This is a genomic window from Paenibacillus nicotianae (genome assembly GCF_042681745.1).
GTDB classification, from domain to species: Bacteria; Bacillota; Bacilli; order Paenibacillales; family Paenibacillaceae; genus Saccharibacillus; species Saccharibacillus nicotianae.
Genome location: NZ_JBHUGF010000006.1, coordinates 16055 through 29144 on the forward strand (window position 1 = coordinate 16055; position 13090 = coordinate 29144).

At 37.8% G+C, this 13090-nt stretch carries 13 protein-coding genes; 5 read left to right on the top strand and 8 right to left on the bottom strand.

Annotated features, from left to right (window positions below; all coding sequences use genetic code 11):
• Nucleotides 1–15: 15 nt before the first annotated feature.
• Entirely contained in the window at nt 16–570 is a 555-nt protein-coding gene (yyaC, locus tag ACFSGI_RS02455; protein ID WP_379282342.1) for a spore protease YyaC, read from the bottom strand.
• A gap of 176 nt (nt 571–746) precedes the next feature.
• On the opposite strand from yyaC, the gene ACFSGI_RS02460 reads away from it, so the two are divergent.
• The 5 genes from ACFSGI_RS02460 to ACFSGI_RS02480 all read left to right on the top strand — a co-directional run bounded on the left by ACFSGI_RS02460 (nt 747) and on the right by ACFSGI_RS02480 (nt 3380).
• The gene (locus ACFSGI_RS02460) at nt 747–971 is read left to right on the top strand and encodes a DUF1128 domain-containing protein (protein ID WP_204827128.1); all 225 of its coding nucleotides are present in this window, start codon (nt 747–749) and stop codon (nt 969–971) included.
• A 116-nt stretch (nt 972–1087) separates the two neighbouring features.
• Complete coding sequence (locus tag ACFSGI_RS02465; protein WP_204827127.1) at nt 1088–1816, top strand: phosphatase PAP2 family protein; 729 nt, start codon at nt 1088–1090, stop codon at nt 1814–1816.
• A gap of 120 nt (nt 1817–1936) precedes the next feature.
• Nucleotides 1937–2194: a GlsB/YeaQ/YmgE family stress response membrane protein gene (locus ACFSGI_RS02470; RefSeq protein ID WP_204827126.1), complete on the top strand. Its 258-nt coding sequence runs from the start codon at nt 1937–1939 to the stop codon at nt 2192–2194.
• Nucleotides 2195–2364: 170 nt separating this feature from the next.
• Nucleotides 2365–2898 (top strand): YtxH domain-containing protein, encoded by a 534-nt coding sequence (locus ACFSGI_RS02475; protein WP_204827125.1) that lies wholly within the window; start codon nt 2365–2367, stop codon nt 2896–2898.
• Nucleotides 2899–3014: 116 nt separating this feature from the next.
• Entirely contained in the window at nt 3015–3380 is a 366-nt protein-coding gene (locus ACFSGI_RS02480) for a DUF5665 domain-containing protein (RefSeq protein WP_204827124.1), read from the top strand.
• Between the two features lie 227 nt (nt 3381–3607).
• On the opposite strand, the gene ACFSGI_RS02485 is transcribed toward ACFSGI_RS02480, so the two are convergent.
• The 7 genes from ACFSGI_RS02485 to ACFSGI_RS02515 form a co-directional block, all read right to left on the bottom strand.
• A complete protein-coding gene (locus ACFSGI_RS02485) occupies nt 3608–4384 on the bottom strand; it encodes a sigma-70 family RNA polymerase sigma factor (RefSeq protein ID WP_069325602.1) in 777 nt (258 codons plus the stop codon).
• Nucleotides 4381–4833, bottom strand: a complete 453-nt coding sequence (rsbW, locus tag ACFSGI_RS02490) for an anti-sigma B factor RsbW (RefSeq protein ID WP_204827123.1) — start codon at nt 4831–4833, stop codon at nt 4381–4383. The genes ACFSGI_RS02485 and rsbW overlap by 4 nt, the downstream gene beginning before the upstream one ends.
• Before the next feature lie 18 nt (nt 4834–4851).
• Nucleotides 4852–5190: an STAS domain-containing protein gene (locus ACFSGI_RS02495; RefSeq protein ID WP_069325604.1), complete on the bottom strand. Its 339-nt coding sequence runs from the start codon at nt 5188–5190 to the stop codon at nt 4852–4854.
• Nucleotides 5191–5404: 214 nt separating this feature from the next.
• On the bottom strand, nt 5405–7075 hold the full coding sequence (locus tag ACFSGI_RS02500; RefSeq protein WP_204827122.1) for a response regulator: 1671 nt from the start codon (nt 7073–7075) through the stop codon (nt 5405–5407).
• Between the two features lie 18 nt (nt 7076–7093).
• Nucleotides 7094–7876, bottom strand: coding sequence for a CheR family methyltransferase (locus ACFSGI_RS02505; RefSeq protein ID WP_379282401.1), 783 nt, complete (start codon nt 7874–7876; stop codon nt 7094–7096).
• A gap of 215 nt (nt 7877–8091) precedes the next feature.
• Nucleotides 8092–11799 carry a response regulator gene (locus ACFSGI_RS02510; protein WP_204827120.1) on the bottom strand — a complete coding sequence of 1236 codons (3708 nt, stop codon included), beginning with the start codon at nt 11797–11799 and terminating at the stop codon, nt 8092–8094.
• Complete coding sequence (locus ACFSGI_RS02515; protein ID WP_204827119.1) at nt 11796–12965, bottom strand: PP2C family protein-serine/threonine phosphatase; 1170 nt, start codon at nt 12963–12965, stop codon at nt 11796–11798. Before ACFSGI_RS02515 ends, ACFSGI_RS02510 begins: the two co-directional genes overlap by 4 nt.
• Between the last annotated feature and the right edge of the window lie 125 nt (nt 12966–13090).

The window sequence follows — 13090 nt, forward strand, 5'->3', positions numbered from 1 at the left end:
TAGCGTTTGTTGTTCTTATTTTAATATACCCAGCCCTTGAACAACAGCTTGGACAATATCTTGTGACATCTTCATTACTGTATGCAATGAAGTGGTCTGAAGCGTCCAATACGGTTTGGGGCCATTTTCATTGACAATCGCTGCGATACTATAATTGCCTACTCCTGGAAAACGTCCTCCTACCGACAATGCAGGAAAAAGTGGAGTTGCTCCTATACTATATAATCCCACTGTATGATGTCTACCAAGACAAGCATCGATTGCAATCACTTGAAGATGATCTGCAATCTTAGGAATACGTTCGTGAAGATTGTGAGCATCACAAGGGAAGTCCATTGTGCCTATAATATGAGGTAATCCGTAAGCAGCAAGCCCGCTACCTGTTAAAGGCCCTAACGCATCCCCTGTAGAACGATCTGTACCAATACAGACAAAAGCTAATGTATCTATAGAATGAATAGCTCCTATATCACGAAAAAAATCAGTCAGTCCATCTTGATTTACATTGCGACGATCTTGATTATCATAAGGAAGCAGACTGGAACGACGATTGATCATAATAAAAACCATGTCCCTCCTTTTATAAACATATATACGTACTTGAGGTAAGCTTAGAAAGCATATCTTATCGATACTCATTTTACCTTATGCAACAAGTTACCGCAAAATAATTGGTTCCCCATCATTATCCATGATACAATACAAAAAATAAGCTTATGCTTAATGAAGAAAGGAAGAACCCATTCATGGATTTGTCTCAACCTACCCAAGAAAATATCGCTTTTATGATTGAAGGCATCAAAACAAAACTTCGGATGGCTAGTGGAGCCGCAATGCAAGCTTCTGCTTTTTCGACCGAACAATATGAAGATATTCAAGAAGTATACGATATCGTGATCAATAAGCCGAACTTGAGTATTAGTGAAGTAGAAGCTTTGGTATCTGAATTAGGACGCTTACGTAAAAAATAAATAAAATGAATGAGTCTTTCCTTCATCATGAGGAGAGGCTTTTTTTATATTCGATTCATTTGTTAAACTAGGGTTAAATTAAACATAACTCTACGTAAAGAAAGAAGGCGATACAGATGTCATCCGAGCAGTTCTCCAACTCCAACAATGAGCAACCCCAACGATTTTCTTCTATTCCTATCTGGCTCCTTATTGTTATGGTATTAGTAGGTGGAGGTGTAGCTTCCTTCCTATTATTAAGAGGAATCGTATGGATTGTTGAATCGATAGCATTATATGATATCCACACATGGGAAAAAGGGCTTCAAGCTTATGTACGCACATTCCACGAAGAACCTATCCGAACGATTATGCTATTTTTCACTTATCTAGGTTCTTTTTATTCTACAGTTTTTGTAGCTTTATCTTTTGCTATTTTGTTTATGGTCCACAATATGTATCGTGAAGGACTGGCTCTGCTAGTGACAACAGCAGGTGCATGGCAAATTAATGTATTGCTCAAATCTTTCTTTATGCGTCCACGTCCTGATCTTGAATTTTGGACTCATGCTTCAGGCTATAGCTTCCCCAGTGGTCATTCTACAATTGCAGCCGCGATGTATGGTATGCTTTTTGTAATCTGGTCGATGCATCGCAAAAGACGTCACCTGTCGATTACTCTTCCCATTATTTGTGGTATTTTTCTAATCGTAGGTATCGGTCTATCTAGAGTGTATTTGGGTGTGCATTATCCTACAGATATTATTGGTGGCTATATAGCTGGCTCACTTTGGATGTCTGCCTGTGCTTATTCTTTACACTTATGGAGACATTACGATGAACAAAGGGGTTCTATTCGCTATTGAATAGTAAAAATGTAATGTTTCACCTTTTGGTACTGGGTTTATATACGAAGTAAGACAAACTGCTAACTGATCGATATTACAATATCTATTTTGACTTGTTCAGCAAAGGAGGCGATTACGATGTGGGGCATTATTATTAGTATTGTTATGGCAGTTATTATCGGCATTATTGGTAATGCACTTGCAGGTAATGAAATGCCAGGCGGCATTATCGGCGCTGCTATTGCTGGATTTGTAGGCGCATGGTTAGGCGCTTTATTATTTGGTCATTTTGGACCAACAATTGGAGATTTTGCGATTATTCCTGCTATACTAGGAACTGCTATCTTTGTGTTTTTGCTTGGTTTGGTTTCCAGATTGTTCAGAAGAACAGCCTGAGCCTATACCAGCATCACATATACAAGCCATACTTAACGCAAGCTACACAGAATACATGAACTTCAAGAACAGCTTTATTAAGGAAGAACATATGGCTAAATGTTTTCTTACTTACAAAGATTGATCTGTTTAGACAAATCGATCTAAATTAAATCAAGGAGTGATTAATAATGAATGAAGTCGAAAAACAGTACCCAGTCCAAACAAGTTCTACATTTGTAAAAGGTGTATTTATCGGAGGTTTGTTGGGAGCAGCAGCAGCATTGTTGTTCGCACCAAAACCAGGTCGCGAACTACGCGGCGACATTTCTGATAAAATCGTTGTTGCTACTGACAAAACGAAAGAAGTTGCAGGTAATGTAACAGATCGTACGAAAGAGATCGCTACTACAGTAGCAGATCAAACTTCTCAAGTAGCAGGTCTAGTAAGCGATTCTGCGGTCTCTTTAGCTCAAACAGTTTCTACAAAAGCTAAAGATGTAGCTAAATCAATTACAGAGAATAAAGAAACAGTAGCTAACTCTTTGGCTGATGCTGCTCAAAGCGTAGCTAAAGACGTTAAAGAAGCTTCTGATAATGTAAGTAAAGATGTAAAAGATGCTTCTAACGATGTAGCTAAAGAAGCTCAAAATAAAAGCAATGAAGTGAAAAAAGAAGTGAATTCTACAACGGGTAGTAACAACACAAGTTTCCCTACACGTTAATAGGTATTCACCAATAGCCGGCTCATTGCAGTCGGCTATTTTTATGTCCGGTTCATAGAACATCTGAAATATATACTTAATGGATCTTATTATTATATGAAAGCGAGGGAACATCGATGGCTAATGACACCAAAGAAGTATCACCGCGCTCTCCAGAACTCGTCAAACCTCCTAGTGAAATTGGAGAGCATCCTTTTGAGTTGCGCCATGAAGTAAAGCGCCTGAATGAGCGCCTCGATCAGATAGCTGAATCGTTAGACAAAGCAGAGATTCAAGATATTATTGAAAACTATAGTAGCGTCAAGCGTAGACTGGTTGTTAACTTTGTTGCCGGTGCAGCACGTGGTCTAGGGTTATCTCTAGGAACTATTGTTATTCTAGCTATTCTAGGTTTTGTATTAAGCCAACTGGTTTCTCTTCCTCTTATCGGAAACTATATTGCACAAATTCTAGACTATGTAAAAGCTTCGCAAGGTAGATAAAATCGATATGATATCTATCAAAGTCAAAAAACCTCTATGTTCAATATATCACCTATACTTTATAGGGATTGAATATAGAGGTTTTTTGATGAATATATATAATTTTTCACAAAAAATGCGCTTGTACTATTCCATGATTCGGAACAATAAAGCGCATTTTAACAATCTTCTATTTTCCAAGTTATCCTAGCATCGTTGCTACACTGCTTGGCATGTATACAGTCCATTTAGCCTGAAGTAGAAGCATTTGACATGATCTGCTTCAACTTTTCAGTTGCCCGCTTTTGAATACGGGATACACTCATCTGAGATACACCAAGCTTTTGAGCAATCGCACGCTGAGATTGACCTTCCTGGAAAGCCAATAACAACACTTTTTGTTCTTGCTCTTTTAATTGACTAAGCGCTTGCTGTAGATCCATACGTTTCTCTACAGAATCGTAATCATTCACATCGGCACTAATCAATTCGCCTAGTGTAGCTGCACTCTCCTCTTGTGACAGTGGAGAATCCAAAGATACATAGTGATAGCATTCACGTCCAGCAAGAACCTCAATCGTCTCTTCTTCAGATAGATCTAGAAAATGAGCAATTTCACGCACATGGGGTGAACGTTCCAATTTCATAGTTAATTCATCGATAGCTTGTTGTACTAATGCTCCCTTTTCTTTAATACGACGGGGAACCTGTATGTACCAAGATTTATCGCGCAAGAAATTTTTCATATGCCCGATCATACTCTTCATCGCATATGGTTCAAAAGGAATCCCAAGTGAGATATCATATTGCTGCAACAAACGGATTAATGCCATCTGTCCTACCTGGTACAAATCTTCATACAAGTCTGGTCGGTTACGGGCAATTTTACCCGAAGCCATTTTGACCATAGGCTCATACTTTTTGATAAGTACGGTAGCGATGTCATTATCTTTTGTTTGTTGATACTCCCAGATCATACTGATTGCCTCGTCCATAGACTCGGGGGGAGTTAATCTTTCACTCATACAGTTTCCTCGCTTAGAGCAAGGTTTTTAGACAATACTACACGAGTACCTTGACCAGCAGAATTTTCGATACTCACATTATCCATCAATGCTTGCATCAAATAAAAACCTAATCCACCGATTTGTACATCGTTTAGGTCTTTATCATGAAGTGTATTGTTCTGTCCCATATCCTTTACTGATTCGAAGCTCTCCCCTTCATCTTCGACAATAATGGATAATGTTTCTTCACCAACTTCAAAAGTCACTTCCACATGTCCTCCCTCTTGTCCGTACGCATACAACACAGAGTTATTACAAGCTTCAGAGACAGCTACTTTCATATCTTCAATATCTTCATAAGAAAAGCCCATTTTAGAAGCAATTCCATACAAATTTAGTCTTACAACGTCCACAAATTCTGCCGTCGCAGGCAAATTAAGAACTACTTTTTGAGTATCAGCATTCATTCTATGTTCGATCCTTTCCTATTGGGAATTCTCCTGAGGGACAAAAAACTTAGCAATACCAGTCATTTCAAATAACTTTTGAATCTGCGGAGGAACTTCTTCAACAGTAAAGCTGGCATTCATACCGTGCCGTGCTTTTAGAATCGAAAGTAGAATACCAATACCAGTACTGTCAATATATTTCAGGTCTTTCATATTGATAATTAAATCTTGTTCAGCTTCCCCGACAAGAGGTTCCATCACAAGACGGAATTCTGGAGCAACCGATAAATCCATTTCCCCACTTAAAAATACGGTGCATGCTCTTTCATCCATTTCAGTTACAACATTAAATTTCTCATTTTTATTAGTAGTCATAGACATTCTCCCCTGAACAATGGTTTCTTTACTAATAACCCAACTGCAAAACTTCTGAAACATCCAAAATATAACATAAACTATAGAGTCATAAAACTACTTTAATTCATTGTCTCAACAAATGTATAAATAAGAAAATAATTTTATCTCATGTGATGATACGATCAATACAGGACATAAATATTATTTTCTTATTGATGATCTTATCTTATTTTTAAAAGACTGATTTTTTGGTTTCATAGTTATGAGGATTTGTGGAGTAATGTTCTAGCATATTTTTCACACTTACTAATTTGACAGGCTTGCTAATATAGTCATCCATCCCTGCTGCAAAACAGCGACCTTTGATTCCTTCCATGACATCAGCAGTCATCGCAATAATAACAGGGCTCTCGTCTTTTTGCAGACTTCGAATCATTCTAGTTGCTTCTAGACCATCAACATTAGGCATTTGAACATCCATAAAAATATAATCGTATTGATGAACAGAAGCCATCCGAATCGCTTCTTCTCCATCATCTGCCATATCCGGGTTATATCCTAAACGGTTAAGCATACTTACCATTAACTTCTGATTGATGGGATGATCATCTACAACAAGAATATTAGGAGCAGATGAATATCTGTTCGACCATAGATGCTCTGCACGCTCTTCTAACAATCCAAGCGTGGGGTCGTCCATAATATATTCCCCTGTACAAATTGTAAATACAAATACAGCTCCTGAGCCTTCATGAAGCGGTGTAGTCTCTAATCGAATATCCCCATCCATCATTTGAACAAGATTTTTACAAATTGCTAATCCAAGACCTGTACCGCCGTACTTTCTTGTCATTGAAGAATCAAGCTGTGAAAACGGTTGGAATAATTGTTCGCGCTTATCTTCAGCAATTCCGATTCCGGTATCTTTTACTTTAAATTCAAGTTCTAAACGCTCTGCTAGTTTATCTTTGATCGTTACTTCTAGATAAACTCCGCCTTCATTGGTAAATTTGATAGCATTCGCTGTTAAATTGATCAATACTTGGCGCAAACGAGCCATATCCCCATACAAGTATGCAGGCACATCTTCAGTTACTGAATACATTAACTCTAGATTTTTTTTGCCAGCATCAACAGAGAACAGACTGAACACTTCTGAAATACAAGCTTCCAGAGAAAAAGGATGTTCTTCCAGTTCCATTTTACCGGATTCCATTTTAGTAAAATCAAGAATATCATTAATGACCATTACTAATGTATCTGCACTACTTCGAATAATCGAAGCATATTCTTTTTGCTCTTCTTGAAGCTCCGTATCCATCAACAGATCAATCATGCCGATCACACCGTTCATCGGGGTACGAATTTCGTGACTCATCATAGCCAAAAATTCTGTTTTAGCTTTAGCCGCGATCTCGGCTGCTTCTTTGGCTACTGTTAATTCTTGATTAATTTTTTCCAATTCCAATGTTTTCTGTTGTAACAACATGGATTGCGTTTTATGACGTTTATTGGTCAAATACATACTTACAAATCCTTCAATTTTGGACTTGAGGATCTGTGGAATAAATGGCTTAACCATATAATCAATCGCACCCGCAGAATAACCTGCAAATAAATGCTCAGATTCTTTGCTATTTGCAGATATAAAGATGATCGGAATTTCTTTTGTTTTCTCACGCGCTTTGATAAGCTTAGCCGTTTCAATCCCGTCCATCCCTGGCATTTGTACATCAAGCACAATTACAGCAAATTCATCTTTCAGCAAACAGCGTAATGCTTCTTCACCAGATGTTGCTTTAACCAGATTATAACGTTCACTTTCAAGAACGGCTTCCAGAGCGAGTAAGTTTTCAGGTCGATCATCTACTAATAAGATATGAATCGGTTCATGAAACCTCATGGAATCCCCCTACAATCTCTAATTAATTTTGCGATATACTTTCTCTACACGATCCAATAATTCATAACTATCACTGTATTCTGTAAATTGCATTGATTCTTTGGAGCCTAATACTAATATTCCAAAACGACTCAAACTCTCGTTAAATAATCCATGAACTTGATCACGCAATTCATCATTAAAATAGATCATTACATTACGGCAAAGAATAACGTTAAATTCATTAAACGAACGATCAGTTGCTAGATTATGCTCTGCAAAGATCATATTTTTTCGTAAAAACGGTTGAAAGATAACAGAACTATACTTCGCTGTATAATATTCAGAAAACGAACGCTTCCCGCCCGCTTCTAGATAATTTTTGGTGTAAAGTTGCATGCGTTCTATTCCAAACACACCTTCACGCGCTTGTTGCAACGATCGGTTATTCATATCGGTCGCATAAATTCTTGCTTTGTCTAACAAACCCTCTTCATGCAATAAGATTGCCATGGAATAGACTTCTTCTCCTGTAGAACATCCAGCATGCCAGATCCGAATATAAGGATACGTTCGTAGTAAAGGAATCACTTTTTCACGAAACATACGAAAAAGTGAAGGGTCACGAAACATTTCAGTGACCGGTATCGATAAATTCTGTACCAAGCGTTCAAAACAAGCACGATCATGAAGTACTTTTTCTTGAAGCGCTGAGATAGATTTAAGATTCTCTGCATGCACATGATGCCAGATTCTTCGGGTTAAAGAAGCTCTGGCATAATTGCGAAAATCGTAACCATATAGACGATGCACTCCATCCATAAGCAAATCAACTTCGATATTTTCGCGTTCTGCCAGATTATTGACAATCAATTCATCCGCTTGGGGCGGTTCGGATTTGATTGGTAATTGGTCACGTTCTGTCTGTGTCATTAGTATTCAGCCCCGCTTCAATATTTCTTGTATATTTTCAAGTGTAAAATGTCTGTGAAAGGTATAAAAGTTCAGTATTACTATCCATTACCCAAATTATTCACTTACGAATACAACCATACACGCATTAATGACAAAAGTTGATCCGTTTGAATCGGTTTTTTCACATAATCAGAAGCACCGGCTTCAATACATTTCGCTCGATCATCTTTCATCGCTTTCGCAGTCAGTGCAATAATTGGCAATTTCTCATAAGCTGGAATTTGGCGAATAATACGCATCGCTTCATATCCATCCATTTCTGGCATCATCATATCCATCAATACCAGATCGAAATCATCCCGCTGTAAAATTTCTATCGCTTCTCGTCCATTTTCAGCAAATGTAACATCCATACGATATCCTTCTAACACACTGGATAATGCAAATACATTACGTACATCATCATCGACTAACAAAATACGTTTGCCTTCAAACAATGTTTCTTTGTTATGCAGCTTTTGTAAAATGCGACGCTTATCTTCTGGTAAATCAGCTTCGACACGATGTAAAAACAGTGTAGTCTCATCCAGCAAACGTTCTGGAGATTTAACATCTTTGATAATAATTGATTCTGCATATTTGCGTAATTGGGTTTCTTCTTTATTATCGAGTTCTTTCCCTGTATAAATAATAATCGGCAGATCACTTAATTGTTGATCATCACGAATACGATCCAATAATTCAAAACCTGTCATATCGGTAAGCATAAGATCGAGCACCATACAATCATAACGCTTGCTCCGTAGCTCATTCAAAGCTTCTACACCTGTAGATACAGCAGTGATAGCCACATCATCATGTCCGATCAATTCAATAATTGATTTACGTTGATTTTCATCATCTTCAACAATCAGTAATTGTTTTAGACTTTGAGCTGTATATGATTCCAGATGAGAAAATGCTTGTTCCAGTGATTCTTTGCTAGATGGTTTTTTGAGGTATGCAATTGCACCCATCATCAATCCTTGTTTTACATCATCGACTACAGAGATAACATGAACAGGAATATGACGTGTATGAGCATTGCTTTTCAGTTCACTCAAAATGGACCAACCATCCATAATAGGTAGCTGAATATCAAGAATGATAGCATCCGGTATATATGTTTTGGCCATATGCATACCTGTATCACCTTGCATAGCGACCAGAGCTTTAAATCCGCGACCACGAGCCATCTCCAACAATATTTTAGCAAAATTCACATCATCTTCGATAATCAAAATAACTTTATCGCTTTTATTCAAACGATCTCGATCATCGGCTAATGGTTGTGGAATAATCATTGGTTCTTCATTCGTATCATTTTTACCAGGCGACATTGAACCTGGTGAATTACGAAGCAATTGCTCTGTAAAATCAGCCGATGTATATACATCACCAGTAGCTGTATGAGTATCCGATTGTTCTACCTGGGCTACCTGTTCATCGGTAAGTGCATCTTGTCTTGGCAAGTAAAGGGTAAATGCACTACCTTTATTTTCTACTGATTCGAGTCCTATTCCCCCGCCAAGCAGACGTGACAATTCGCGACTGATCGATAATCCAAGTCCTGTACCACCGTACTTACGGCTGGTTGTACCATCTACCTGTTGGAAAGCTTCAAAAATAATATCTTGTTTGTCTGCTGGAATACCGATACCACTATCTTTGACTGTAACCGCAATATAATCATGATTACGATTCAGATAAGAAGGAACCTGATCCGCAGCAGGAATATTAATATTGACATCAATATGACCTTTGTCTGTAAATTTGAAAGCATTGGATAACATATTCCGTAAAATTTGCTTCACTCGATGATCATCAGTAACTACAGCTTCTGGAACATTATCAGCAATATTGATATTTAGCGCTATTCCTTTTTGAATAGCTACCGGAGCAAAGTTCATATTTACAAAAGTTTCGATTGCTTTCATCGGTACAGCTTCCAGATTGATATCCATTTTACCCGCATCTACTTTGGACAAGTCTAAAATCTCATCAATCATTTTCAGCAGATCGGCTCCCGACATATAGATCGTGCTAGCATACTCTACTTGTTTCTCGGTCAGATTACCGCCCTTGTTCTCAGTAAGCAATTGAGACAGAATCAATAAACTGTTCAGTGGAGTCCGCAGTTCGTGAGACATATTAGCAAGAAATTCTGATTTGTATTTACTGCTGATCGATAATTGTTGTGCTTGTTGTTCTAACCGATGGCGGCTTTGTTCGATCTCTTGATTCTGCTCTTCCACCTGTTGTACTTGTTCTTGTAATTCACGTGTCTTGGCTATTAATTCATTATTGAAATGTTCTAGTTCTTCTTGTTGACGTTGTAACAAATCTTCAGAACGTTTCAACTCTTCTGTCTGTTCTTCTAGATTTTCGTTGGTGCGTTTGAGTTCTTCTTGTTGCATTTGCAATTCTTCAGACTGACTTTGCAATTCTTCAGTCATTGCTTGCGATTCGCGTAATAATTCTTCGATATGCAATCGACGATTAATATTGTTCAAAATCACGCCTAAATTATGGCATAACAGCGCAAGTAATTGTTTTTGTAAGTCTGTAAATGTGTTTAACGAAGCTAATTCAATAACACCTAACAATTCATCATCAAATAAAATCGGATAAATCATAATACTTTGAGGTGGATTCTTCCCTGTTGCAGAATGAACCGAAACATAATTATCCGGCACATCATCTAAAATAATAGGATGTTGGTCAGAAGCACACTGTCCTGCAAGACCTTCGCCTAACAGTAAAGTAGACTTCGCTTGTAATGTCCCTTCGCCTGCATAAGATGCTTGCAAAGCAAGCTCATTAGGATTGTTAATCTTACGTACATAAAGGGCACTAAAATGTGCACCTAGCGTAGGAGAAAATTCATTAATAAATGTCTGTGCACTTTGCTCTAGTGTGCTTACTCCACGTAACAACTCTGTAATCCGTGCACTGTTGGAGTTGAGCCATGATTGATCTTGTTGTGCTTGTTGGTAACGACGTTCTGCTTCTCGTTGCTCTTCCAAATCTGTTGCCATCTCTTGAAACACACGAGCAACATCGCCGATCTCATCTTTGGATTGAACTTTAATACGGCTGATCGCCCGTAGACGTCCTTCCGAAAAACCATTTATCATCAATGAGACAGTACCTAGTCCTTTGCTAATGCTTGGAATAATCCATAACATAATCAGTAGACTCAACAAAATGCCACCTAACATAACAAAGGTGGTTGTTTGAATAGAACGTTGATATGCTTGATTTGCATTTTTAATTTCTTGATCTATTGCAAGGTCTTGATAATCAGCTAATCCATTTGCAAGAGCACCCAAATTATTTTGAGCGGCTAATCCTGTTCCTGTACGGTAATTGTTCGCTTGAGCAACCTGATTATCTTCTAAGAGATTCAATACTTGATCGCCGTACGCATCAAAGTCTGTCCAAGCATCCGCGACTTCATTCACCATCTGCTTTTCTTCTAGTGTTTGCGCACTCTTTTGTAACAAATCTACATTTTTTTGAGCGTCATCACTTAACTTCTGCACCGTAGCCCGACTTTCGGCTACCGACTCTGATGAAGCACTTAACAATTGATTCGCTAAAGCTTTGGCTATACTATTCATATCTCCGCGCAAGCTTGTAGAATATCTTACTTTTAAATATCGATCTTGATACACTTTATCTAATTGTGAATTCATATAATTCATTCGATCATAACTGATAAAAGCCAGCGTCATCATTGTTAAAATGATAACGCTGAATCCTATAACCAGCTTCGTTCTAATTTTCATCCAAGCTCCGCCCCTTCAGCCAAAGAAATCCATACTAAACATTTATCGTCATCACGTTCTTGTGAAGATATCTCGTCAAAAAATACTTTTTCAATCTGTTGTTTATTGATGTGATGACTAGATTTCAACTCATTGATCAAAAATTCTAATTGTACATCTTGATCGCCTTCAACCATTTCCAGTAAACCATCAGTATAAAGAACAAGATGGGCAGCACCTTCGTATGAGAAACTTTTGGGTTCTGCTTCGATACGGTCAAACAATCCAACTGGAAATGTAGTAGTGGATAATTTGGTAATTTCACTATTATCATGGAAAAATAGACCTGGTGGATGACCGGCATTTACATAATCTACCCGTTTGTATTTGGTATCTACAACAAGATAAATAGCTGTAAAGTAATATTGCACCAGTTGATTTTCAATATGCAATTGGTTAAAACGTCGATTCAGCTCTTGAATGACTTTTTCCGGTTCGACATAAGTGGTTACTGTATCTTTCAATACAGAAGCAATAAACATACAGAATAAAGAAGAAGAAATACCATGTCCCATCATATCGAGCAAAATGACTCCATATCGTCCTTCACCTAATGGATACCAGGCATACAGATCACCCGCTAGTTCAAATGAAGGCTTATACAGCGCTTCGATTTGGATATTGGTTTCTTGAATAGGCACACTTAACACAGCATGCTGTACTTGGCTTGCTAGTTTTAACTCATCTTGAATATGTTGATCACGCTCTTTATGCCAGTCTTTTTCATGTTTTAAACGTAAAGCAAGGCGGATTCTAGCTAACAGTTCCACTTTGTTAATCGGTTTGGTCACATAATCGACTGCCCCTGCATCCAACGCTTCAGCTAACTTTTTGGAATCTCCTACAGCCGTTACCATAATGATCGGAATATCACGTAATTCATCATGTTGTTGTACAATCCGGCAAGCTTCGATCCCATCCATTTCAGGCATCATCATATCTAGCAATACCAGATCTACTTTGTTCATTTTGGGTACATTGACTTCCCCTGAATCTTCTACACCTAAATATCCAAACATTTCGCGTGCAGAAGAAGAGGTCGTTATATTTGTATATTTTTCTCGTTTAAGAATTTCACGAATAATAATCACATTAGTAGGGTTATCATCAACTATTAATATATGCATAATTTCTCCTTGTCGCCTTATTTCAGCTTTTTTAGACGTATACTGATTGATATTCATTACTAAGTGCAGTTTCTATTATAGATCAAATACATGTTTTGTCCAAAAAGGAGCTGTATCAAAACTCG

Bases quoted from the DNA above. Each gene is read 5' to 3' on its own strand.
- ACFSGI_RS02505 (WP_379282401.1), bottom strand. From the start codon at position 7,876: ATGGATGGAGTGCATCGTCTATATGGTTACGATTTTCGCAATTATGCC.
- ACFSGI_RS02470 (WP_204827126.1), top strand. From the start codon at position 1,937: ATGTGGGGCATTATTATTAGTATTGTTATGGCAGTTATTATCGGCATT.
- ACFSGI_RS02485 (WP_069325602.1), bottom strand. From the start codon at position 4,384: ATGAGTGAAAGATTAACTCCCCCCGAGTCTATGGACGAGGCAATCAGT.
- ACFSGI_RS02465 (WP_204827127.1), top strand. From the start codon at position 1,088: ATGTCATCCGAGCAGTTCTCCAACTCCAACAATGAGCAACCCCAACGA.
- ACFSGI_RS02460 (WP_204827128.1), top strand. From the start codon at position 747: ATGGATTTGTCTCAACCTACCCAAGAAAATATCGCTTTTATGATTGAA.
- ACFSGI_RS02495 (WP_069325604.1), bottom strand. From the start codon at position 5,190: ATGACTACTAATAAAAATGAGAAATTTAATGTTGTAACTGAAATGGAT.
- ACFSGI_RS02475 (WP_204827125.1), top strand. From the start codon at position 2,365: ATGAATGAAGTCGAAAAACAGTACCCAGTCCAAACAAGTTCTACATTT.
- yyaC (WP_379282342.1), bottom strand. From the start codon at position 570: ATGGTTTTTATTATGATCAATCGTCGTTCCAGTCTGCTTCCTTATGAT.
- ACFSGI_RS02515 (WP_204827119.1), bottom strand. From the start codon at position 12,965: ATGCATATATTAATAGTTGATGATAACCCTACTAATGTGATTATTATT.
- ACFSGI_RS02510 (WP_204827120.1), bottom strand. From the start codon at position 11,799: ATGAAAATTAGAACGAAGCTGGTTATAGGATTCAGCGTTATCATTTTA.
- rsbW (WP_204827123.1), bottom strand. From the start codon at position 4,833: ATGAATGCTGATACTCAAAAAGTAGTTCTTAATTTGCCTGCGACGGCA.
- ACFSGI_RS02480 (WP_204827124.1), top strand. From the start codon at position 3,015: ATGGCTAATGACACCAAAGAAGTATCACCGCGCTCTCCAGAACTCGTC.
- ACFSGI_RS02500 (WP_204827122.1), bottom strand. From the start codon at position 7,075: ATGAGGTTTCATGAACCGATTCATATCTTATTAGTAGATGATCGACCT.